Source organism: Acinetobacter variabilis (genome assembly GCF_000369625.1).
Lineage (GTDB): Bacteria > Pseudomonadota > Gammaproteobacteria > Pseudomonadales > Moraxellaceae > Acinetobacter > Acinetobacter variabilis.
Window position 1 is genome coordinate 98,806 of the sequence record NZ_KB850113.1, and the last position, 24,285, is coordinate 123,090.

Genomic DNA, 24,285 nt, shown 5'->3' on the forward strand with positions numbered 1-24,285 from the left:
CAGTGATCCTGCATGAGCAGTTCAAAAAGGAAGATCTCATGGCTAAGGCTAAGTTCGAACGTAATAAGCCACACGTTAACGTGGGCACAATCGGTCACGTTGACCATGGTAAAACAACTTTAACAGCTGCGATTGCAACTGTATGTGCTAAAAAATTCGGTGGTGAAGCGAAAGACTACGCTGCAATCGACTCTGCACCAGAAGAAAAAGCACGTGGTATTACAATTAATACTTCACACGTAGAATACGATTCTCCAACTCGTCACTACGCTCACGTAGACTGCCCGGGCCACGCCGATTATGTTAAAAACATGATTACTGGTGCTGCTCAGATGGACGGCGCGATCCTTGTATGTGCTGCGACTGACGGTCCAATGCCACAAACTCGTGAACACATCCTGCTTTCTCGTCAGGTAGGTGTACCTTACATCGTTGTATTCTTGAACAAATGCGACCTTGTAGACGACGAAGAGCTTCTTGAACTGGTTGAAATGGAAGTTCGTGAACTTCTTTCTACTTACGACTTCCCAGGTGATGACACTCCTGTAATCCGTGGTTCAGCACTTGCTGCACTTAACGGTGAAGCTGGTCAATACGGTGAAGACGCAGTTGTAGCTCTTGTTGAAGCGCTTGACTCTTACATCCCAGAACCAGAACGTGCAATCGACCAAGCATTCTTGATGCCAATCGAAGACGTATTCTCAATTTCTGGTCGTGGTACAGTTGTAACTGGCCGTGTTGAAACTGGTATCATCAAAGTTGGTGAAGAAGTTGAAATCGTGGGTATCAAAGACACAGTTAAGACTACTGTAACTGGCGTTGAAATGTTCCGTAAACTTCTTGACGAAGGCCGTGCTGGTGAGAACTGTGGTATCTTGCTTCGTGGTACTAAACGTGAAGACGTACAACGTGGTCAAGTACTTGCTAAACCAGGTTCTATCAAACCGCACACTAAATTCGATGCAGAAGTATACGTACTTTCTAAAGACGAAGGTGGTCGTCACACTCCATTCCTTAACGGTTACCGTCCACAGTTCTACTTCCGTACAACTGACGTAACTGGCGCGATTTCTTTGAAAGAAGGCGTTGAAATGGTTATGCCTGGTGACAACGTAGAAATGTCAGTAGAACTGATCCACCCAATCGCAATGGACCCAGGTCTACGTTTTGCGATCCGTGAAGGTGGTCGTACAGTTGGTGCTGGTGTAGTTGCTAAAGTAACTGCATAATCGCTGATTGTGTAAAAAAGCGTCCCTTTGGGACGCTTTTTTTATATCTGTAAATTTAAATTACTTATTTTCAAGTATATTTAAATTGTCTAACAATATATTTACAAGCTGTCCTTAAGTGATATTTCACTGACCTTATCTGCCCTTATGTGAAAAATTCAACGCAGTAATATAATTATAAGAATTTTAATAATTAGATTTCAGCTCTATATAGAACTGATGGGAGTAAGTGTATGAATGCTCAAGTGAAAATTACCAACCGTGCAGGCGCAAGTTTTCCGGTACGTCGTATGAGTTTTGATTTTTGATCAAGTGCCAGAGTACTGGATGAATGGTTCAGCAGGACTGACTCACTTTATGACTGCACTCTCTGCATTATTCCCGGCAGGCGAAAAATTCTTTATTGATTCTGTTCGCGCTGTACGTCAGCATCCAGCAATTAAAGACAATGAAGCATTGCAAAAAGAAATTTCTGCCTTTATTGGTCAGGAAGCCATGCATACCCAGGAACATGTTGGCTTTAATGCCTCAGCGCAATGCCATGGCCATGACGTTGATACGCTAGATCATTATACTGACCGAGTCATTCAAACTGCACGCAAAATCTTTGCGGCAGTCGGTAAGCCAGTTGGTATTACCCAGGAAATGGTCGACCTCACTGCGACGACTGCACTAGAACATTTTACTGCGACCATTGCATCTCAGTTACTGACCAATCAGCATATTCAGGAATTGATGAAAGATGACACCATGAAAACCATGTGGCTCTGGCATGCAATTGAAGAGAATGAACATAAGGCCGTGGCCTATGATGTATTCGAAGGTGTTTTCGGTAAAGGTTTAAAATCTTATCTACTGCGTACCACTTCACTGGTTGCAGCGATGGTCACGCTATTCTTTGTACAAAGCTACTTCGTATTGCGTTTATTGAAAGAAGACCGTCAGTTAAGCCTTCAATCTTTAAAAGAAATCTATACTTATGGTTATAGTCCATCTAAAGGAATTATTACCGGTATGGGCAAAGAAATGTTGATGTACTTTAAACCTGGTTTTCATCCAAATGATCATGACACCCATAGCTTATTGCAAAGCTGGAAACAAAAACTGGGCCTTTAATTTGAAACTAGATTAAAAGACTGAAGAGCAACCTAAGTTGCTCATTTTTTTGCTCGATTTTTTAAATAAAGTTTTTATAATGCGGAGGTTAATTCTAGATAAGATGAACGAAGATGATTCGTTTGATGCAAGCTGCGGATGTACCAGCCGTTGCCAAGATTGAAACCAAAGTACAATCCCATCCCTGGACCTTTAAAGAATTTGAAGATGCTGTTACTGCCTATCAAAGCACTGTGATTGAGCAGGCAGGGCAGGTCGTAGGGTTCTGCATTTTACAGCCAGTATTGGATGAAGCCAATTTATTACTGATGGCGATTGATCCTGCGCAACAGGGTAAGGGATTGGGTTATCAGCTATTAGATGAATCCATCCAGTTGCTGAAAAATAATCCGGTACAGATCTTTCTGGAAGTACGTGAAAGCAATACTACTGCGATTAAATTGTATGAAAAAACCGGTTTTCATCAGATTGACCTGCGCAAGAACTATTATCCGAATACGAATGGCACTCGGGAACATGCCATTATTATGGTGAAGTCTTGTACTGACGATTTTGCCAGCTTGTTTAAATAATATTCCGGCTTTTATTTGACGAATAACTTACTTGATGATGGGATTATTCCATCCGCTAGGCAAAGTCGTCATCAAGGAGTTTCCCAGATGTTCAATCTCCACCGGGGTAAGGGTGCGGTTTAATCGGCGCCATTGCCCGTCGATCAATAATTCAAGTGGCAGGTATTGAGACTTGTAGTTCATTTTGGCTGAATGTGGAACCCAGTAGCCTAGATAGACAAACTGCAAACCAAGTTTTTGAGTGTGTTCAATCTGTTTCAGAATTGCAAAGGCACCAAGGGAACGGCGGTTCTCATCAGGGTCAAAGAAAGTATACACCGCTGAAACGCCATCATCGAGCAGGTCACAAGTCGATACACTGATCAGACGATCATCTTTCCATAATTCCAGAAAGAAACTATCGGTACAGCTTTGCAGTAAAAACTTTTCGAACTGGTCACGGCTAGGTGGATACATATCACCATCTGCATGGCGTTCATTAATATAACGTTCATAGAGGGCATAATGTATATCTGTGGCCTGTTCAGGATGGGTAATTTTAACCGTCAAATCCTGATTACGTTTCCAGGCTTTTTTTTGCGAGCTGTTCATCTGAAATTCATGAACAGGAATACGTGAAGATAAACATTGACGGCACAGGTGGCATTCAGGCCGATAGACAAAATCACCACTACGACGGAAGCCGGTACGAGAAAGCTCGGACAGCGTCACTACATCAATACGGTGCGCTGGATCAAGAAAAACCATGCGCGCGGACTTGTTCGGCAGATAGCTACAGTCATGCGGCGGCGTAATATAATACTGTAAATCGTTCAGCAGGGACTGTGGTTGATAAGAGTTCATAACAAGTGCCCTCTGTTATTTTCATTCACTTAATCGCGCAGACTGCGCTATTGTTTTACTTGAAAATACACCGTCTTGATACTTTTTCCAATTGATCGCAGGCTGTTTTATCACATCTTGTAACGATTTAAGATATGTAAGGCGAGAAATTGTACAGGCACCTAGACTCATCAAGTGATCATTCACCAATTGACAGTCAATCCAGGGTAGCTGATTTTCTCTGCCAATCAGCATCAGTGTATAAAAAGCCATTTTAGAAACATCGGTTTGGGTACTAAACATGGATTCACCAAAGCAGCCCTTGCCGATAGTTACCCCATAGAGTCCACCTACTACGCGATCTTCATCCCAAACCTCAATACTATAACCATAACCTGCATCAAACATGTCGCAATAACCTTGAATGATCTCTTCACTAATCCAGGTCTCATCTGCATAAGCGCGAGGCAATGAGCAGGAACGGATCACTCTTTCAAAAGCATGATTCACCGTAATTTTATAATCCTGCTTTTTCATGCTTCGAAGTAGCGATTTGCTTGGATGATAATCCTCTGGCCGGATAATGCAGCGTGGTTCCGGACTCCACCAACAGATCGGATCACCTTCAGAAAACCAGGGAAACAGACCATGGGTATAGGCCTCATACAAAGTAGAAGGGGAGAGGTCTGCACCGATACAAATCAGGCCTTCGCCTTCAAGATCCGCTTCTTCAGGATTGGGGAAAATGTACTGTGAAGGAGGAAGAAGATGCATGCAGAACCCTGATCTTGTAATAGACTGTTTTTATCATACATAAAAAAACCGCCCATGATGGACGGTCTTTTTATTTTCGCTGCTTAGTCTAATTTGCCCATGGCATCAAGATATTTTTCTGCATCCAGTGCCGCCATACAGCCTGAACCTGCAGAAGTAATCGCCTGACGATAGATACTGTCTGCAATATCGCCTGCAGCAAATACACCCGGGATAGAGGTTTGAGTGGCATTCCCTGCGGTACCGCTTTGCACCTGAATATAGCCATCACGCAGTTCTAGCTGGCCTTCGAACATGGTGCTATTAGGTTTATGACCAATAGCAACAAATAGACCCGAAACTTCAACATCCTGAGTTGAATCATCTTGAGTAGATTTTAAACGCACCGCAGTGACGCCAGTGGTATCACCCAACACTTCTTCTACCTGATGATTCCAGATAATACTGATTTTGCCTTCTTTTTCTTTTTCAAAAAGATGGTCTTGCAGGATTTTTTCAGAACGTAGCGTGTCACGACGATGGACCAGAGTCACATGAGAAGCGATGTTAGAGAGATATAACGCTTCTTCAACAGCGGTATTACCACCGCCTACAACCATCACTTTTTGTTCTTTATAGAAGAAACCGTCACAGGTTGCACACGCGCTCACGCCTTGACCCATAAATGCAGCTTCTGATTCCAGACCCAGGTATTGCGCAGTTGCGCCAGTACAAATGATCAGGGCATCACAAGTAAACTCTTCCATATCGCCTTTGAGGACGAATGGACGAACATTAAGATCAACTTCATTGATATGATCATAGACAATTTCAGTACCAAAACGTTCTGCATGAGCCTGCATACGTTCCATTAAAGCTGGACCAGTCAGACCTTCAGGATCGCCAGGCCAATTATCTACTTCAGTCGTTGTGGTTAATTGACCGCCCAGTTGCAGACCTGCAATCAGAGTCGGTTTTAAGTTTGCACGCGCTGCATAGACTGCTGCGCTATAGCCAGCAGGGCCAGAACCTAAAATAATCAGTCGTGAGTGACGTGCGCTCATTCGCTGTATCCTTTTTTATTTAGAAATTTATTGAATTATACGTGAAACTGTATAACAGTGGTGTGAGATTAAAGTCGATATTATTGATCATCGAAATCGATTTAGGCTATATAGAAGAAGTACACAATAATGCATCTTTTTTGATGCAACAGGTGCATAATATGCATTTTATTGCGACGCTTTTTTTGAAGCATACCAGCAAAAGAATATTCATGAAGAATTGGTTACAGGACAGTATATGACAGCGGTGTCGAGTGCCTATGCACAGCGCTTAGTAATGACATTATTTTTAGTCTCATTTGGGATTTATCTGTTTCTTGCAACAGTGACCTATACACCATTTGATCCGGGGTGGATGCATATCTCTAGTGATACGCAGACAGTTTCAAATGCGAGTGGGGTTGCGGGGGCCTGGATTTCAGACCTGTTATTTGGCTTTCTCGGCTGGGCAAGCCTGCTGATCCCTGTGTATCTGTTTATGGAAGCAATCCAGGTCTGGTGGCCGCGCAGCTTCCTGAACCGTCCATTCCGTTATGCTGCCCAATTCTTCCTGTTATTGACCACATCAGCATTGCTGTTTCTATTCTGGCAAGTTCCAGCTGATACGCTGGACAATTCTTCAGGCGGCATTATTGGCTATGAGCTGGGCCAAAGTCTTGAACAATTATTAACTGTCTATGGCGCAGCTTTTTTCTTGCTTGTGCTTTGGGTGGTTCTATTTACCTTGGCATTTGGTGTGAAATGGAACAAGACCTGGAGCAGTCTCAAGGCAACGCCTGCTTATCTGCAAGACCTGTTCTACCGTAATGTGCCAGAAGGTATGTCGGATTTTGACCGTACTGCACCTGTTATTAAAAAAGAAGCAGTAAAAACAGCTGCCAAAAAAGTGACAGTACCAGTCACTGCCGCACCTGAACATAATCTGGTAGAAGTCGATCCTGTAGTTCGCGATCATGTCGCTGAGCGCCTGTTTGAGGATTTTGCAGATAAAGAATCGCACCAGCCTCACCACTATGAAGAAGATATCTCTGAACCTGTACAGGCATCAGTTACAGAACCTGTACAGGCAGCACCGCGAATAGCAGAGCCGGATCGTGTGGTGGCAACAGGAGAGGTGTGGCGTGCGTTACATTCCAATGAAGACCAGCGTCACAAGCAGGATATCGATGCTTTACTTAAAGCTGCAGAAGAAGAGCAGGCCGAATTTTCTCCTGACGCATTTGCAGCTACACCAACAAATCACAGTGCTCATGAAGTAACATCATCCGCTACAGCTAAGAATAATCTGGACTGGGATGATGATGAAATTTTTGATGAGTTATTGGCAGCAGTTCCGCAAGGTAAAACCGCAACGGATGTGCATAGCCCGTTCAATTCAGCAGCAGCTGAAAAATCCCTCAGAATTGTAGAAGATGCTGGAACGGTCAGTTCCACTGCTGCTCCGCTCATGGCTGCACATGCGGTTAAAAATACCAGCCTGGAAGCGGACTTTGATGATCTGGATGACTTGCTGGTTGAAGCTGATGAGCCAAAACCCGCACCTGTACGTGCATCAAGCTATGCCCAGTCTTCTGCTTTTGTTCAGGCACCGATTCAGCGTGTAGAGACAACAGCTCAAACCGCAGCGACTAATGCAGCAGTTCGGGAAGCATTGTCCAAAGAAGAATTTATTGAAGCTTGGCATGAAACTGCCGGTAAGCCTCAGGAGGAAGACGAGTTTGACTTCGATGCGCCACTGACGGATGCCGCTGGTCGTCCAATGTCACGTGCTATGCAGGTCGCTGAGCGCCGTAAAGACCTGTCACCATTGCCGGGTCTGGAATTGCTGGATAAAGTTGATCCGAACAAAAAAGTGAATTTCACTGAAGAGCAATTATCCCGTTTATCAGAACTTCTGGAAATCAAACTTCAGGAATTTAACGTTAAAGCCAAAGTAGTCGAAGCTCAACCAGGTCCAGTCGTGACACGTTTTGAACTGGATCTTGCACCTGGTGTGAAAGCTTCCAAAGTCACTAATATTTCACGTGACTTGGCCCGTTCGATGTCAATGGCTTCAGTACGTGTAGTCGAAGTTATTCCAGGTAAGCCTTATATCGGTATTGAAGTTCCGAACAGCAGCCGTGAAATGGTGCGTTTGATTGAACTGGTACAGATTCCAAAATTCAATGATCCCGATGGCATTTTGTCGATGGCCATGGGTAAGGATATTTCAGGTAATCCGGTAATTACTGAACTGGGTAAAGCACCGCATATGCTGGTAGCAGGGACTACAGGTTCTGGTAAATCGGTGGCGGTTAACTCGATGATTCTATCGATGCTATTAAAATACACACCTGATCAGTTACGCTTAATTCTGATCGATCCAAAACAGCTTGAATTGGCCAACTATAACGATATTCCACATCTGTTAACGCCAGTCGTGACTGATATGAAAGATGCGGTCAGTGCCTTGAACTGGTGTGTGAATGAAATGGAACGCCGTTATAAGCTGATGTCCTTCCTGAAAATTCGTAAGCTCAGTGATTATAACCGTAAGGTGGAAGAGGCGCTTGCCAATGGTGAAGAGCTATTTGATCCAACCTGGAAAGCCAGTGAGTCTGTGGCAGGGGAGCGTGCGCCACGTCTGACACCACTACCTTCAATTGTGATCGTAGCGGACGAGTTCGCAGATATGATCATGCAGGTCGGTAAGAAAGCTGAAGAAATGATTACCCGTCTGGCACAGAAATCCCGTGCTGCTGGTATTCACCTGTTACTGGCCACTCAGCGTCCATCGGTAGATGTCATCACCGGTCTGATTAAGGCGAATATTCCAACACGTGTCGCACTTCGTGTGAACTCGAAAATTGACTCACGTACCATTCTCGATGCAGGTGGTGCAGAAGACCTGCTAGGTCATGGTGATATGCTGTTCCTCGGCCCGGGTAAAATTGAGCCTGAGCGCGTACACGGTGCCTTTATTGCCGATGATGAGGTGAACCGAATCTGTGATGCATGGCGTGAACGTGGTGCACCAAACTATGTGGATGAGATCCTGACTCCATTCGATGAAGAACCGTCTAGTCGCGGCTTTGAAGATGGTGGAGATGGCGGATCAGATCGAGATGCGCTGTATGACCAGTGTGTGGCTTTTGTTTTGGAAACCCGCAAAGCATCAACCTCATCTTTGCAGCGTAAATTCAGTCTAGGTTATAACCGTGCTGCACGGATCATTGACCAGATGGAAGAAAATGGCATTGTCAGCTCAATGGGTGCCAATGGTAAGCGTGAGATTCTGGTTTAAATCCAGAATCTCGAGTGATAAAAAAAGCCTGCTTAAAGCAGGCTTTTTTATACATTTCAATTTATGCAAATTTTTCTAATACTGCCAGGAACTCGGCACTTTGACGTGGATAAGTGGCAATCACGTCATGAATGCGCTGTCCTTCTGGATTGGTGGCGTTAAGATCGCGACCGTCTGCGACAAATTTGGTTAACAGGCGCTCATAGTCAAAAGGACGCATATGCTTGAATGCATGATAAAGCACATGAAAATCTGCATTGACGCCTGCAGGAGGAAGCTGATTCAGGTAGGCATATACACGCTCATCTGACCATTCTTCGTTAAAGGTCGCTGGTTGAGATAATGCCATCGCAATCTCCTTGATGTAATTCTTCGGCATGAAAAAAGGCAAAATATGAGTTCGCAAGAGGCAAAGTCTTATCATGCACTTTGTCCATTCGAAGTATCACTTCACGTTTTGAGACTAGATAAAATAATAATTACTATCAAATCTACGCGAAGCCAAGCTTCTTGTCTTGCGCCTCAACAAAGCAACGCTTTGTTGAGGCTCATATTTTGCCTTGAATCAATTTACTTGACTAATCAAAATTCAGATTATCGCTCTTCAGGTAAATTGATATTCATTTCAAGCATTTCAATATTTGCTTCAGAACGTACCTGCATCTGAATGTGCTGTTCATCAACTCCGCGGACGTAGCGATTGACCACTTGCATGATTTCTGTCTTCATCTGGTCAATTTTATCCTGACTCAAACGGCGCCCCAAACCCTGTTCAGAAGCAACAATGACTTTCAAACGGTCTTTTGCGGTTTGTGCGCTTGATGGTTTATCCTCGCTACTAAAAAGTTTACTCCAGAATCCAGCCATGTTTACGCTCCAAATAATCGTGCTAACCAGCCCTTAGGTTTTACCTCAATATGACGGTAAGGACGCTCTTCACCAAGGAAACGCGCCACCAGGTCATCATAAGCCTGACCCGCTGAAGCCTCAGTGAAAAGAATCACTGGCTTACCTTCGTTTGATGCTTGTAAAACGCTTGGACACTCAGGAATAACACCTAGGGTCGGTACACGTAAAATATCCTTAGAAATATCGTCAATCGTCAGCATTTCCTGTTTATCGGCACGTTCCGGATTGAAACGGGTAATACACAGATGCTTACGGATGCGACCTTCGTTTTGTTCTACTTTTTTTGTTTTGCTATCGAGCATACCAATGATACGGTCAGAGTCACGGACTGAAGAAATTTCAGGGTTGGTCACAATGATCGCTTCATCCGCATGGTACATGGCCAGAATGGCACCACGCTCGATACCGGCAGGTGAATCACAAATAATATAGTCAAATTCCTGCGAAAGCTCATCCATTACACGTGCTACACCCTCATCGGTTAAGGCATCTTTATCACGTGTTTGGGAAGCAGGTAAAATATATAAATTCTCAATATCTTTATCGCGAATCAGTGCTTGTTGTAATCGTGCTTCGTTATTTAAAACATTCACAAAATCATAAACTACACGGCGTTCACAGCCCATAATCAAATCAAGGTTACGTAAACCTACATCAAAATCAATAACAACAGTTTTGTGACCACGTAGGGCTAAACCTGTTGCAAAAGATGCACTTGTTGTAGTTTTACCTACACCACCTTTGCCTGATGTTACGACAACAATTTTCGCCACCGAATCCACTCCTGTTATGGTTCAAATCCCCTGTTTAAAATGGGGTTTTTGGTGTTTATTTATACATTAAAATTGTAGAGCTTCAAATACAAGCTCTTGTTGATCATTCAAGTAAATATGCACTGATTTTTTGACCACATGCGGAGGAATGTCATCCGCTACGCAATAGGTGCCTGCGATCGAAATCAGTTCTGCTTCGAGGCTATGACAGAAAATACGTGCCGCCGTATTGCCACCGACACCTGCAATGACACGACCACGCACGCTGCCATAGACATGGATATTGCCTGAAGCAATCACTTCTGACCCACTGTTGATACCGGCATTGATAATAATGTCGCCATTATGCTGCACGATACATTGGCCAGTACGCAGAATTTCATCATGATATGAAGTGATATGCGCAACGATCGGGGCAGCAGGCGCTTGATCATCATTCACCGCTGTAGGTTCTGGTTTAACTTCCACAACCTGTTCTTTGGTGGCTTTAATTTCCTCTAACTGGCGATCAGGTGGCAGTACCGGGAACTGAATGGCGCGCGCCTGATCTCCAAGTAAGCCTTCAGTAACAGCCATAGGCTGTACATCCAGACTGATTAACAATTGAATCAGCGCAATGAGTTCCTGTTCAACTGAACTTTCAATCACCGCCAATGTGCCTGGCGGAAATGCTGCTTGTAATTTTGGGCTAAGTTGCTGGCGGATTGCATCATGATCATTGGTATCTAGGCTAATGCGTATCGCATTGACCATTCTGCCTTTTATCCGTATATCAGCCATAATTCTTCCTTAAATACTTCTGACGTGCTGGTTTTTGTGTCGAAGCAATGTTGTAAATAGTGCAAATCCTAGAACAAATTTCGTTAATTCTCTAGCGATCCAAGTTATTTTTTTATACGAATAGAATCGGCTTATCTTAGCCGATTCCACAAATGAAAACTCATCATTCTATTGAGCCCTGATTTTGCTCATGTTCTTCTAAAATCTGTTGCCACTGTTTGACTTTCACCTGTTTTCGGATTGCTTCAAGTGTTTCAAAAACAGCCGATTCGACCAATTTATCAATATGTGGATTATGTTCAATCTGAATCTGGCTGATTTTATCTGAAATTAGGGTAAAAGTCGGATTTTCTTTTTGACCTGTGTGAGTAAATGGTTCAATCAGTCCTTGCGTAATATTTTCTCCCAGGCGTTGACCAATACTTTGAATTTGCTGTTCAATCCGGCTGCCCACAATTGGAATCAAACGTAATAATTGGGTTAGTTCTGGAGTATCTTCAATCGCCTGATTGACGACTTGCCCTACATTTTTAGCGATCATGGAACGTTGTGATTGTAATTCCTTGCCCAAAGATTCTTGCAAGATATCTGCCAAAGCAATGGCCAGTAATTTACGGTGATGTTCCACCAAATCATCAATTAACTGTTTATGTGATGTGCTCGTGGTCAGTTCACGCTTGATACCATCCAGTACGGTAAGTACCACCCGGCTGGAAAGCTCTTCCATCAGCATGTTGTAATAAAAGTTACCTTGGCGATACCAGCGGTTGGGAATTACTTTATAACCATGACTATGCAGGTTGTAGCCAATAGCAACCGCACGTAGCAGGCGCAGAAAACGTAGCTGAGGGATAATGGATAAAATTTCATACCAGTGTACAAAAGGGAAGAACCACCAGCGTCGATGATGACGCAGGACAATTGCGATAACCCAGCGTGCCAGTAATTCACAGACCAAGAAAGTGGTAAACCAACCCTCTGTAATGATGACCCAAGGGCGTAAATCACTTTTATAAAACTGCAAGATTTCCGGTAAACGAATGAAGTCAAACAACCACTGCCCAAAATCGCTCATTAAAATGGCGTTGGCACTGAGACAGAACAGATTGATGATGATTAAAACCATCATGAAAATGTCGTAAATCAGTGCAATTTTCCAGCCCCATGTTCCTTTACGAACAAATTTAAATGAGCTAGACGTAATGTCCGGGTTGTCGTTCTTCATAATTACTCGGTTACAGATCCGACTGGAGCTCGGGCAAAGTTCTGCTGCATTTGTGCGATGAGCTGATCTTTTTCAGTCCAGATTTGATCAATCCATTTTTGAAAACGTGCACGATATTCAGCATCATCTTCATAATTGCCGCCCAGTACCCAGTCAGGAATATCAATTTTTCTTAAATTTACCGCAATACGTGGCACTTCACCTAACCAAAATTCACCATAGCTCGGAATACCATCAGGATAAACAATGGTCATGTCGACCAGCGCATCAATTTTATCGCCGAGAATACTGAGCGCCAATGCCAGACCACCGGCTTTAGGTTTCAGTAAATGTATATAGGGAGACTGCTGCTGATCATGCTTTTCTTGGGTAAAGCGGGTGCCTTCCAGATAATTTAACAGGGTAAAAGGCTGACTGATCAGCTGTTCACAGGATTTACGTGCCTCTTCCATATCCCGATATTTCAGCGCAGGATTTTTAGCAATCTGTTCCTTGCTATGCCTTTTCATCATTGGGAAACCCAAAATTTTAAAGGCCTGACCAACAAAAGGAATAAAAATAAGTTCCCATTTGGTAAAGAAGCGCGTCAGGGGCATACGGGTCAGACCGAAGTATTGATTGACAGTAGTATCGACCCAGCTCTGATGATTACAGGTCATCAAATAACGGCCCTGCATATTCAAATCCAGTGATTCATCTACGCTGATTTGCCATTGCGTGTTTTTCAGCACATGCTCAATCAGCCAGTTGTTGACCCCTAACCAGCTGTTGGTAATCTTGATATTGGTTTCATCCACTTTTGCGGATTTTTTAAAAAGTTTGGTTAAACCCAAGGCCAGCACCGGGGGGCCATGAAAAAAAGTACTGCCAGTCATGACTGAAGTGACCGTCAGGCCACGTGCCAGTTTTTTTAAAGTCGGTTGCTTGTTGCTATTCGATGACATATCCAAACAGTCCCCACAGATTAATCGCTTAAATTTTTTCATATTTTGAGTAATATAGAGACAGTTAGGCAAATAAAAAAGCCTGAACAGGAAACTATGAAGATATTGTGACGAACTACTTTGATTTAGTTACATATAAACATTACAAAATATTACTAAACGATTTATTATTAACAAAAATTCAATGGTTACACCATTCAATTTAAATCATTATCTCGTTTATACAACAAAGCATACAACAAGGAGTCATGCGATGCGTGCACTAGTAATTTCAGCAGCTGTAGCAGGGGCCGTAGCACTTACAGGTTGTCAATCAACTGGCAGTAACATCGGTGGTGTGGAATATGATAAAGCGGCTCTAGGTACTTTAATTGGTGCTACAGCTGGCTACGGCGTTTCTAAAAGTAATGCCAATACTAGCCGTCAAAACAACCGTGCAGCAGCAATTGGTGCTGTGGTAGGTGGTGCAGCGGGTGTCTATCTGGATAACAAAGAGAAAAAATTACGTCAAGCAACAGCGGGTACTGGCGTAGACGTTAACCGTAATGCAGATGGTTCGATTAACCTTGTAATGCCTGGTGCGATTACATTTGACACTAACAAGTCAAACATCAAACCAAACTTCTATGCAACATTGAATAAAGTTGCTCAAGTTCTAACTGAAGACAGCCAAAGTGGTATTTTGGTAACTGGTTATACAGACAGCACTGGTAATGACTCAATCAACATTCCATTGTCTCAAGCACGTGCACAATCTGTTGCGAACTACCTTGCTGGTCAAGGCGTAGCACGTACTCGTATTAATGCACAAGGTCTTGGTTCAGCGAACCCGATCGCAGACAACTCAACTGCGGCTGGTAAAGAACAAAACCGTCGTGTAGAAATTGCAGTATATGCCGTTCAGTAATCACTGATTTTGCAGAAAAACCACCTTCGGGTGGTTTTTTTATGTCTGAAAGATGACGCAGGAAAATGAATTTTCAATTAGGCATCTGGGCATGAGATGACTATAATCGGAGCCGAATCTAGAAGAGGAAGCCATATGTCACTCGCCAGTCAGTTAAATGACAAGCAACTTGAAGCAATGAAATATACTCAAGGACCCTTGTTAGTACTTGCCGGAGCGGGTTCAGGCAAGACCTCGGTAATTACAAGAAAAATCGCGTACTTGGTCAAGCATTGTGGTATTCCGGCCCACCGGATCACGGCAATGACCTTTACCAACAAGGCGGCACGTGAAATGAAAGAGCGTGTCACCAAATTGCTGACCCGAGAAGAAGCCAAAGGCCTTTCAGTCTCTACCTTCCATACTTTTGGTTTAAATTTATTACGTTTAGAGCTCAAACACACACCGCTAAAAAATAATTTCTCGATTCTGGATGCAGATGATTGTAAGCGGATTTTGATGGATCTGATGCATCGCGATAACTTATCTGGTGCTGAAAGCAAAGAACTGATTGCCAAAGCGATGAAGATGATTTCCGACTGGAAAAACGATCTGATTCCGCCAGAACAGGCTCACACGACTTGTGAAACTCCAGAAGATATTCAGTTTGCGCATTTATACCAGCTCTATGAGCGAAATCTGCGTGCCTATAACGCCGTCGATTTTGATGACCTGATTGTGATGCCAACGCGTCTGCTACAGGAAAATGCTGAAGTCCGAGATAAATGGCAGAACCGTGTACGTTATTTGCTGGTTGACGAATATCAGGATACCAATACGGCACAGTATATTCTGGTAAAATTATTGGTCGGGGTCATGGGCCAGTTCACCGCGGTAGGCGATGATGATCAGTCGATTTATGCCTGGCGTGGTGCCAAGCCAGAAAATATGGCGCTGTTACAACAGGATTTCCCGAATCTGAAAGTGATCAAGCTGGAACAGAACTATCGTTCTACCAGTCGTATTCTGAAAGCTGCCAATACCGTGATTGGCAACAACCCGCATATCTTTGATAAAAAGCTTTGGTCAGATAAAGGTCACGGTGAAGTGATTCGGGTCATCACTTGTCGTAATGATGACGATGAAGCAGAACGCGTAGTCAAAGACCTGATCACGCATAAGCTGATGAATGGTAAAAATTGGAAAGATTACGCGATTCTGTATCGTGGTAATTTCCAGGCACGTATTCTGGAAACCCAGCTGCGCCAGATGCAGATTCCTTACAAGCTTTCTGGTGGTCAGTCCTTCTTTGCGCGTGCAGAGATCAAGGACATCATGAGTTACTTGCGCTTGATCATTAACCCAGAAGATGACAGCGCTTTCCTGCGAATTATTAACACGCCGAAACGTGCCATTGGCCCGGTAACGCTGGAAAAACTCGGTCTGTTTGCCCAGGAAAATAATCTGTCTCTACTGTCAGCAGCAGGCGATCAACGTCTAACCATGGTCATTCCAAAGAAAGCAACGACACAACTGGCAGAATTTTCCGATTTTATTAATAACTTTACCCGTAACTTGCTGGAAGATGATGAGCCGGTACCGATCATCCGTCAGATGATGGTGGAAGCAGGCTATATCGACTATATCAAGGAATCCGCAGCGACGCCGGCACAGGAAAAAACTAAACTCGATAATATTGAAGTGCTGTATAGCAGTATTCAGAGTCTGATCAATCGTGCAGAAGATGTCGATGAAAAGAATATCGAAAGTGTCATCCGTAAAATGGTGCTCCTAGATATGCTGGAACAGCAGCAGGAAGAAGAAGATACCGATAAGGTCAACCTTCTGACCTTACATGCATCTAAAGGACTGGAATTCCCGTATGTCTATCTGATCGGCCTGGAAGAAGAAATTCTGCCGCATAAAAACTCGATTGCTGCGGAAACAGTCGAAGAAGAACGGCGTTTAATGTATGTGGGGATTACCCGTGCGCGTCAGGGCTTGACTATTACCTTGGCTGAGCAACGTAAGGCGGGTGGGCAGATGAAACAGATGACCCCAAGCCGCTTCCTGGATGAGCTTCCAGAAGATGAGCTGGAATGGTTGGGCCGTAAGAAAAAACTGGCTGGTAATATTGATCCAAAACAGCAGGCTCAGCATTATCTGGATAATTTACGTGCCTTGATTAAACGCTAAAAGTAACAGAACACTACGATTTTGATTCTTTAAATTTTTTGATATTAAACAACAGGAATAAATACATGAAAGTTCAGGTGAAAGTCCTTGATTCACGTCTGGGTCAGGAATGGCCATTGCCGACTTATGCAACGACTGGCTCAGCAGGACTCGATCTTCGTGCATGTGTCAACGAAACGACTGTAATTGAACCAGGTCAAACAGTTTTAGTAAAAACTGGTTTGGCAATTTATATTGAAGATCCAGCATTTGCTGGCTTGATCTTGCCACGTTCTGGTTTAGGTCATAAACATGGGATCGTTTTAGGCAACCTGGTTGGGCTGATCGATTCGGATTACCAAGGCGAGCTGATGGTCTCTGTATGGAACCGTAGTCAAACTGCATTTAGCCTGGAACCTGGTGAGCGTTTAGCCCAATATGTATTAGTCCCTGTGGTACAGGCTGAGTTTGATCTGGTGAATGAATTTGAAGCAACCGAGCGTGGCGCAGGTGGTTTCGGTCATACTGGTAAAAACTAAAATTAAAGGATGACTTAACTTGGATGTTCTGGGTTAAGTCATCTTTTTTTAGAGTTTTAATCATAAAAATAATAAAAAAATGACAGAGCTATTTAATAAACTTTATTCTTGAATTTTATTTTAATGAAAAATATTTAAATAAATTTTTAGTATCATTTAAATAGAAAAATAAAATTATCCAGAATTTAAGAAAATAGATGATAAATAATGCAAGAAGTCATTGTTAGTCAGGTTTATTTATTTTACTAGTTATACAAATTAAATACATAAAAGATTAATAATTATACTTTTATAATTGATTGTCACATTCAATTCATATAAAAATACAGAGTCTTAAAACAAAAACAAATGTTTAAAGTCATGATGATTGCTTAATCATTATTTTATCCCCTTATATTCAATAGTGAAAAGAACAGTTTATGGGATCCATGAATCAACCCTTTCCGGCTCACATTTTTCGTGCCTACGATATCCGAGGTAAAGTCAGTTTACTCAATACAGGTGTGATTGATGCTATTGCGCATGGTCTGGCTCAGCAATATCAAGCTGCGGGGCAGACTCGGGTTGCGATTGGCTATGATGCCCGCATCAGCAGCCCGGCTTTTGCTGAAACCATTCGCCGTATTTTTCAGGACTATGCTATTGAAGCCGCTATTATCGGCTGTTGTTCCAGTCCGATGCTGTACTACATAGCGCGTCAGTTTAATGGCAATGGTGTGATGGTAACGGCCAGCCATAATCCTAAAGAAGATAATGGAATTAAATGGATTATTGCAGGGGAGCCGCCTTGTCCCGAGATGATTCAGCAGGTCGCACAAAAAGCAAAACTTCATGTAAATAGTTCTTTATCGTACCTGAATGATTTGCCTCACCAAATTATTCCCGAATTTTGTCTGCAATATCAGCAGGAAATGCTTGAAGATATTCAGCTGAAGCACCCATTTAAAGTGGTGTTGGATGGCCTGAACGGTTCAGCAGGACGCTGTGCCAATTTGGTACTCCAAAAACTAGGTTGTGAAGTTACCGCCTTACGTTGTGAAGCCAATGGGCATTTTCCTGATCATGCGCCTGACCCCTCTCAGGAAGCACATTTGCAAACCTTACGTCAGGTCGTCCTGCAACAGCAGGCTGATTTGGGTATTGCCCTAGATGGTGATGGGGACCGGTTGGTACTGGTGGATGAGCAGGGTGTCATTATTAGTGCTGATCAGCTTCTCTGTTTATTCGCAGAAATTTGTATGACTGGCACAGAAGCATGTCAGTTTGTTTATGACGTTAAATGTTCAACCCTGATTCGCGATACAGTTCAACGCCTGGGCGGAAAACCGGTGATGATTCGTACTGGCAGCTCATTCCTGCGTAAATATCTGGCGCAGTCCCAGCATCAGGCTATTTTTGGTGGTGAATATGCGGGGCATTATGTTTTTAATGACGGACGTGGCTGGGGCTATGATGATGGCCTCTATGCGGCGCTTCGGGTCATGGAATATCTGGATCAGAAAGGTATGACCTTAAGTGAAGCCTTACGTGCGTATCCAAAACGTCATGGAACTGAAGACTTATATATTTCTACTCATCAGGTGCAGCCTGTTGAGCTTTTAAACTTTGTTGAGCAGCAATCTACGCAATTAAATGCACGAATCAGTAAAATTGACGGGATACGTCTTGATTTTGATGATGGTTTTGGCATCATTCGAGCATCCAATACGGGTGAATATTTCACGGTGCGCTTTGATGCCAATGATGCACAAGGCCTGAATGAAATTCGACATCTGTTTGTATCCATGTTGCGTGACCGTTATCCACAGATCGCTCAAGACATTTTAGATGCTCAATAAGGAGAGGCGAATGCCAAATCAGCATACAGGCATCGACAAAGCACAAATTTTGACTGAAGCTTTGCCGTATATTCAACGCTTTGCGGGTAAAACCCTGGTGGTAAAATACGGTGGCAACGCGATGACGGATCCTGAGCTGGAAAGCTCTTTTGCACGTGATATCGTTTTATTAAAAACCGTGGGTTTGAACCCGATCGTGGTACACGGCGGTGGTCCACAAGTAGATTCTATGCTGAAACAGCTAGGCCGTGAATCTGACCGCATTGACGGTATGCGTGTGACAGATCCGGCAACCATGGAAGTGGTTGAGATGGTTCTAGGCGGCAGCGTAAACAAATCAATCGTGAACCTAATCAACAAACATGGTGGTCGTGCAATTGGTCTAACCGGTAAAGATGGCAACTTGCTGCGTGCCAAAAAGCTATTAATGGAAAAGACGGCTGAAGACGGTTCAATCCAGAAAGTAGACCTGGGTATGGTCGGTGAAGTGATGGGTGTAAAAACTGACGTACTGGAAATGTTTACCAACAGTGATTTCATTCCAGTGATTGCACCACTCGGTGTCGATGAAGAAGGCAATACTTATAACATCAATGCCGATCTGGTCGCGGGTAAAGTGGCAGAAGCATTAGGGGCAGAAAAACTGATTCTTCTGACGAATATTACCGGTGTGCTGGACGAAAATAAAAATCTGTTGACCGGTTTAACGACCCAAGAAGTTGATCGTCTGATCGAAACAGGTGTGATTTATGGTGGCATGATTCCTAAAGTCGGCTGTGCGCTTGATGCAGTAAAAGGCGGCGTGATCAGTGCACATATCGTGGATGGTCGCGTACCACATGCCAGCTTGTTAGAAATCTTTACTGATCATGGTGTGGGAACTTTAATTACCAATCGTTCTAATCCACATCGTCCATAAGGATAAATTGAATATCAAAGAGTCTCACTTGAGCCTCTTTTTTATTTCTTTTATTTTAAGATTTTGATCACTAGATAATATTAACCTGAGTTCGACATAAAAAATAAATAAAAAAAAGCCTTAGCATCTGTAATATCTTGGTTACGAAGACAAAACATTTCAGAGCAAGGCTTTTTCATGGACTATATTACCGAATTATTTTGTATCTTGGATGATTTCTGCAAAAAGTTTAATGAATCTTTAGAGAAAGCTCTAATTTCTGATCAAAAAACAACAATGAAAAAGTCAGCTTTAAGCTTGTCTGAAGTCATGACCATTGTCATTTTATTTCATAAATCCGGGTTTAGATTTTTCAAATATTTTTATTGTCATATGATCATCCCATTTTGGAAATCAGCTTTTCCCAAGCTTCTTAGTTACAATCGTTTTATTGAAATTATGCCGCGTTGTTTGCAAGCTTTGAGTAGTTTCTTCCATCAAGTTAAAGGAGAAGATACCGGAATTTGTATTATTGATTCGACTAAATTGGTCGTTTGCCATAATCTTAGAATTAAAAGACATCGTGTATTTAAAGGCTTAGCTGGTCGTGGTAAAAGTAGCACAGGTTGGTTTTATGGATTTAAAGTCCATATTGTTATCAACAACTTGGGTGAAATTATTAATCTCAAGATTACATCGGGAAGTGTTCATGATGTTGCTGTACTTGAATCTTTAACCCAAGAGTTAAAAGGTATTTTACTGGGCGATAAAGGCTATCTGAGTAAAGCAAAAACTGAAGCTTTAGCAGCAAGGGGGCTCAGACTATTAACCCCGTCACGCAAGAATATGAAAAATAAACCCATCCAAACTGAAGAAGAAAAACAATTGCTTTGCAGAAGAGGATTGATCGAAACAGTGAATGATCAGTTAAAAAACTTACATCAAATTGACCATTCACGTCATCGTTCGGTGAATAACTTTATGGTGAATATTATGGCTGCTATAGTGGCTTATTGCTTAAATCCAAATAAGCCAACTTTCCAAAACTTGCTAAAAAGCTAAAATATTTCATCGAACTCAGGTTATTAAAGTTAAATTTAAGGTATTCATTTTTAAGTTGAGCTTTGAAGCTTAAACTTCTTTTGCTAAATTAAATATAAAAAAAATAGTTTATTAGCATTTTTAGCGCATAGCATTGCAATGATCGAGATTTGAAAAGGCTCAGCCTGTGATGCACAATAACCTTAAGAATACTCTGTGACCTGAATGAAGATTATGTGCCAGCTACTGGGAATGAATTGTGCGACACCAACAGATATTACCTTTTCATTTCGAGGTTTTTCTCAGCGGGCGGGGATTACCTCAGATCATTCTGATGGTTTTGGGATTGCTTTCTTTGAAGATAAGGCTTGCCGATTATTCGTTGATAATCAGTCTGCTGTTGAGTCACCGATTGCAGAACTGGTGCGTAATTATCCGATCAAATCCCGTAATGTGATTGCACATATCCGTAAGGCGACACAGGGCAAAATTAATCTTGAAAATTCGCATCCGTTTAGCCGTGAATTATGGGGACGAGAATGGATCTTTGCCCATAATGGTGATTTAAAAGATTTTTTACCTGAGCTTTCGGGCCGTTTTACGCCAGTTGGGAATACTGACAGTGAGCGCGCTTTCTGTTATTTGCTGGATCAACTGGTGAAACGGTTTGGTTATGATGAACCGAAGCTGGATCAGGTCTTTGATTTGCTGGCTGATATTTCTCCATCCATTGCAGAGCATGGCACTTTTAATTTCTGTCTGTCCAATGGTCAGGCATTATTTACCTATGCAACGACTAAACTGCATTGGCTGGTGCGTGAATATCCATTTAAGCCCGCCCAACTCATTGATATCGAAGTTGAAGTGGATTTTAGTCAGGTCACCACGCCTGAAGATCGGGTCGCTGTGATTACTACGGAACCGCTAACGCAGAATGAAGAATGGACAGCATTTCAAGAAGGTGAAATGATTTTGTTCAGAGATGGAGCCAAATATCGTTCTCAATTGACACATGTCGCCCGTCTGGAAAGAGAGCGTCTGGATCCTTCGCTAAAACGGGTGACTAAAGCAGATTTATATTAAGTCTGGTTAAAATCCGATATTAAAAAACAGGACATCGCTCCTGTTTTTTTTGAATTTGATATTTATTTTATAGTGAAATCATTAAAATAAATAAACCATGAAATATAAAATCGATTAAAAAATACTTTATTCTTGTGGTCGGGTTTAAAATATAATTGATTGGATAAACAAGGATTTACATTAATTAAATAGAAAATAAGCTGAAAACCAACTGATTTACTTCATTTTTATTTAAATTAATTAGATATATGATCTTTTTCAAGCGATAAATCATTAATATCAATAGGTGGTCGTAATGAAAATGAAATGGGTTCCAGATTATAATACTGGCATCGATGTGATTGACGATCAGCACAAACGAATTCTCGATTATATCAATGAGATTGATGGAATTGATGCCAATACCGATCGTGCTCGTATTAAACAGATTCTAGAAAATATTATTGATTATACCCAGTCGCATTTTACCTTTGAAGAATCACTTCAGGAAGAAGCGGGTTATAAATATCGTGTGCCACATAAACGTGTGCATGACCTATTTATTAAAAAGATTGAATCTTATCGTGACCGTTTTGAATTGGGCCAATCTATTGAAGCGGAATTACATGAAGTATTATCTAAATGGCTGATCAATCATATTCAGCACGATGATGCGGATTATGTCGGTGCAGTAAAAGAAAATATGATGGGAATTATTAAAGATAAGGAAAAGAAAAAGGGTAAAAACTGGTTTGCCCGTTTCTTCTCATAACTCGATTCTTCTTAAAATAAAGACAAATCGGGAAAATAAAAAATAAAGCTTAATAACAAAAATAAAGCTTAATAATAAATTTGCGCAGCAAATCACGGGCATGGTGGTTTGCTTTTTTGTTTTTGATTTTCATCGCCTCACAAGGCAAAATAGCGCTAGATTTTTATAGGAATACATCATGCAGGACAATGCTATGTCAAAATGGTTATCGCCTCTGATGGCTTTCTGTTTATCCTTCCTTATCATTGCGACACTCGCACCGATAACAGGTATTCAGATTGACCGTCAGCTTGATTTCTGGATGTTGTGGTTAGCGACCATGCTAATACTGGCTCTTCCAGTCTGTTATCTGGAAATTGCTCTGGCGAAACGCTCAAAAACCACTGCACTACAGGCATTGTCGAGCCTTACTCGTGAAGCTGATAGTTCTCAGCGCTGGCGGATCGTCGGCTGGCTGGCAGTTGTATTTATTCCATTCCTTGCGGGTGCAATGCTCAATTATGCTTCTAATGTGATTGCAGTTGCCAATCTCGATGTTCAGCAGCCAGTGATTTTTGCGGTGCTGGCAATTGCTGCATTTGTATTGTCGCTGATACCACGTTTAATTCTGGTTGGGATCACTGCGATCGGCGTACTTGCATCCTTGATTATGGCGAATGTGATGGGAACTGAATTACCGGCTTGGCAGGTAACACCCTTCCAATTCGTAGAGTGGGGCAATGCCACTGTATTGGCTTTGGTAGCAAGTGGTCTGGGTATGGGGCTGTATTGGCAATCAAGCTTGGCTGTCGTAAAACAGCAGGATGTTGCGACTAAAACAGCCGTACCGATTTGGGTGGCGCAGCTATTAGCGATCATCGCCTTTGGTTTCTTTGCAGTGAAAGCTGAAATCCCTGCATTTGCTTTAATCGCAGCCATTGTCGCAGCCACTGCTTTGCTTATACAAATGGCACGTGAGCAATTACAGCAACGTCAAATAAATATCATTATTCAGTGGGCGATTGTGATTGCTGCCATCTTGGTCTGGTTAATTCCAAATGTTGCTCCAATTTTCAATAATCTGCTGATTCTTTGGGGACTGGTGATCTGTCTGATTTATGCCTTGTTTGCTGGCTGGATCATGAAAATCAGTCATTTGCGTAAATCGATGAACTTCAGTTCAGAAGCGGTGTATAACATCTGGCGTATCGCAGTACGTATTGTCTTGCCAGTTGCAATTATTTTGGCCATTGTTGCTGTACTAGGACAATTTTTCTGATGACTGAGGCAATGATCTGGGTGACCTATGCTACCTTGGAACAACAGTTTCATATTGCCGTACCTTTCCAGCCCGACATGACCGCATTGGATGCAATTGAGCAAAGCGGAATCCGTGCACATGTAGAATTGCCTGAACCTCTGAGTCTGGGTATTTTTGGCGTTAAGCTACAGGATCACACCCAGCCATTGGCAGTAGGGGATCGGGTAGAGATTTATCGTGCTTTAACCATTAATCCCAAGGATATTCGCCGTAAACGCGCTGAAAAGAATCCGGTGGGCCGTTATGCCAAAGGTAACCGTTTCAAGCAAAATAAACGTTCCGATTAGTGGAATGTGGCTTTATT

22 protein-coding genes and 1 pseudogene are annotated in these 24,285 nt (G+C 42.5%); 14 read left to right on the forward strand and 9 right to left on the reverse strand.

The features are described 5' to 3' along the window. Positions 1 to 38: 38 nt before the first annotated feature. The 3 genes and pseudogenes from tuf (at position 39) to rimI (ending at position 2,917) form a co-directional block, all read left to right on the forward strand. Positions 39 to 1,229, forward strand: a complete 1,191-nt coding sequence (gene tuf, locus F897_RS06215) for an elongation factor Tu (RefSeq protein WP_004781663.1) — start codon at positions 39 to 41, stop codon at positions 1,227 to 1,229. A gap of 233 nt (positions 1,230 to 1,462) precedes the next feature. Then, positions 1,463 to 2,345 (forward strand): annotated as a pseudogene (locus F897_RS06220) (metal-dependent hydrolase). Positions 2,346 to 2,458: 113 nt separating this feature from the next. Further along, positions 2,459 to 2,917, forward strand: coding sequence for a ribosomal protein S18-alanine N-acetyltransferase (gene rimI, locus F897_RS06225; RefSeq protein ID WP_005234300.1), 459 nt, complete (start codon positions 2,459 to 2,461; stop codon positions 2,915 to 2,917). A gap of 27 nt (positions 2,918 to 2,944) precedes the next feature. Here rimI and F897_RS06230 read toward each other — a convergent pair whose 3' ends face one another. From F897_RS06230 to trxB, 3 genes are all read right to left on the reverse strand, one after another. Next, positions 2,945 to 3,760, reverse strand: a complete 816-nt coding sequence (locus tag F897_RS06230; protein WP_005234302.1) for an arginyltransferase — start codon at positions 3,758 to 3,760, stop codon at positions 2,945 to 2,947. Positions 3,761 to 3,781: 21 nt separating this feature from the next. Next, positions 3,782 to 4,513: a leucyl/phenylalanyl-tRNA--protein transferase gene (gene aat, locus F897_RS06235; protein ID WP_004783274.1), complete on the reverse strand. Its 732-nt coding sequence runs from the start codon at positions 4,511 to 4,513 to the stop codon at positions 3,782 to 3,784. An 83-nt stretch (positions 4,514 to 4,596) separates the two neighbouring features. After that, positions 4,597 to 5,556: a thioredoxin-disulfide reductase gene (trxB, locus tag F897_RS06240; protein ID WP_004783272.1), complete on the reverse strand. Its 960-nt coding sequence runs from the start codon at positions 5,554 to 5,556 to the stop codon at positions 4,597 to 4,599. A 238-nt stretch (positions 5,557 to 5,794) separates the two neighbouring features. Here trxB and F897_RS06250 point away from each other — a divergent pair, with 238 nt between their 5' ends. Beyond that, the gene (locus F897_RS06250; protein ID WP_005234305.1) at positions 5,795 to 8,839 is read left to right on the forward strand and encodes a DNA translocase FtsK; all 3,045 of its coding nucleotides are present in this window, start codon (positions 5,795 to 5,797) and stop codon (positions 8,837 to 8,839) included. 61 nt (positions 8,840 to 8,900) lie between these two features. On the opposite strand, the gene F897_RS06255 is transcribed toward F897_RS06250, so the two are convergent. The 6 genes from F897_RS06255 to F897_RS06280 form a co-directional block, all read right to left on the reverse strand. Next, complete coding sequence (locus tag F897_RS06255) at positions 8,901 to 9,188, reverse strand: PA4642 family protein (RefSeq protein WP_004783267.1); 288 nt, start codon at positions 9,186 to 9,188, stop codon at positions 8,901 to 8,903. Between the two features lie 245 nt (positions 9,189 to 9,433). Then, entirely contained in the window at positions 9,434 to 9,706 is a 273-nt protein-coding gene (gene minE, locus F897_RS06260; protein WP_004783265.1) for a cell division topological specificity factor MinE, read from the reverse strand. A gap of 2 nt (positions 9,707 to 9,708) precedes the next feature. After that, positions 9,709 to 10,521 (reverse strand): septum site-determining protein MinD, encoded by an 813-nt coding sequence (gene minD / locus F897_RS06265; RefSeq protein ID WP_004646120.1) that lies wholly within the window; start codon positions 10,519 to 10,521, stop codon positions 9,709 to 9,711. A 66-nt stretch (positions 10,522 to 10,587) separates the two neighbouring features. Next, the gene (gene minC, locus F897_RS06270; protein WP_004783263.1) at positions 10,588 to 11,301 is read right to left on the reverse strand and encodes a septum site-determining protein MinC; all 714 of its coding nucleotides are present in this window, start codon (positions 11,299 to 11,301) and stop codon (positions 10,588 to 10,590) included. A gap of 163 nt (positions 11,302 to 11,464) precedes the next feature. Continuing rightward, positions 11,465 to 12,526 carry a hypothetical protein gene (locus F897_RS06275; protein ID WP_005234308.1) on the reverse strand — a complete coding sequence of 354 codons (1,062 nt, stop codon included), beginning with the start codon at positions 12,524 to 12,526 and terminating at the stop codon, positions 11,465 to 11,467. 2 nt (positions 12,527 to 12,528) lie between these two features. Beyond that, positions 12,529 to 13,470 carry an acyltransferase gene (locus F897_RS06280; RefSeq protein ID WP_004783259.1) on the reverse strand — a complete coding sequence of 314 codons (942 nt, stop codon included), beginning with the start codon at positions 13,468 to 13,470 and terminating at the stop codon, positions 12,529 to 12,531. Between the two features lie 253 nt (positions 13,471 to 13,723). On the opposite strand from F897_RS06280, the gene F897_RS06285 reads away from it, so the two are divergent. The 10 genes from F897_RS06285 to F897_RS06330 all read left to right on the forward strand — a co-directional run bounded on the left by F897_RS06285 (position 13,724) and on the right by F897_RS06330 (position 24,268). Further along, a complete protein-coding gene (locus F897_RS06285) occupies positions 13,724 to 14,377 on the forward strand; it encodes a YiaD family glycine zipper/OmpA-like lipoprotein (RefSeq protein ID WP_004783257.1) in 654 nt (217 codons plus the stop codon). Positions 14,378 to 14,512: 135 nt separating this feature from the next. After that, entirely contained in the window at positions 14,513 to 16,552 is a 2,040-nt protein-coding gene (gene rep, locus F897_RS06290; RefSeq protein WP_004783256.1) for a DNA helicase Rep, read from the forward strand. 65 nt (positions 16,553 to 16,617) lie between these two features. Then, positions 16,618 to 17,070, forward strand: a complete 453-nt coding sequence (gene dut / locus F897_RS06295) for a dUTP diphosphatase (protein ID WP_004783254.1) — start codon at positions 16,618 to 16,620, stop codon at positions 17,068 to 17,070. Positions 17,071 to 17,489: 419 nt separating this feature from the next. Beyond that, positions 17,490 to 18,908: a phosphomannomutase/phosphoglucomutase gene (locus F897_RS06300; protein WP_004783252.1), complete on the forward strand. Its 1,419-nt coding sequence runs from the start codon at positions 17,490 to 17,492 to the stop codon at positions 18,906 to 18,908. A gap of 10 nt (positions 18,909 to 18,918) precedes the next feature. Further along, positions 18,919 to 19,827, forward strand: coding sequence for an acetylglutamate kinase (gene argB / locus F897_RS06305; protein ID WP_004783250.1), 909 nt, complete (start codon positions 18,919 to 18,921; stop codon positions 19,825 to 19,827). Positions 19,828 to 20,004: 177 nt separating this feature from the next. Further along, positions 20,005 to 20,868, forward strand: a complete 864-nt coding sequence (locus tag F897_RS06310; RefSeq protein WP_004729973.1) for an IS982 family transposase — start codon at positions 20,005 to 20,007, stop codon at positions 20,866 to 20,868. Positions 20,869 to 21,081: 213 nt separating this feature from the next. Beyond that, on the forward strand, positions 21,082 to 21,930 hold the full coding sequence (locus F897_RS06315) for a class II glutamine amidotransferase (protein WP_005234316.1): 849 nt from the start codon (positions 21,082 to 21,084) through the stop codon (positions 21,928 to 21,930). Positions 21,931 to 22,225: 295 nt separating this feature from the next. Further along, on the forward strand, positions 22,226 to 22,681 hold the full coding sequence (locus F897_RS06320; RefSeq protein ID WP_004783243.1) for a bacteriohemerythrin: 456 nt from the start codon (positions 22,226 to 22,228) through the stop codon (positions 22,679 to 22,681). Between the two features lie 178 nt (positions 22,682 to 22,859). After that, a complete protein-coding gene (locus tag F897_RS06325) occupies positions 22,860 to 23,939 on the forward strand; it encodes a hypothetical protein (RefSeq protein WP_004783241.1) in 1,080 nt (359 codons plus the stop codon). Continuing rightward, positions 23,939 to 24,268 (forward strand): RnfH family protein, encoded by a 330-nt coding sequence (locus F897_RS06330; RefSeq protein WP_004783240.1) that lies wholly within the window; start codon positions 23,939 to 23,941, stop codon positions 24,266 to 24,268. Before F897_RS06325 ends, F897_RS06330 begins: the two co-directional genes overlap by 1 nt. The last annotated feature ends 17 nt before the right edge of the window (positions 24,269 to 24,285 follow it).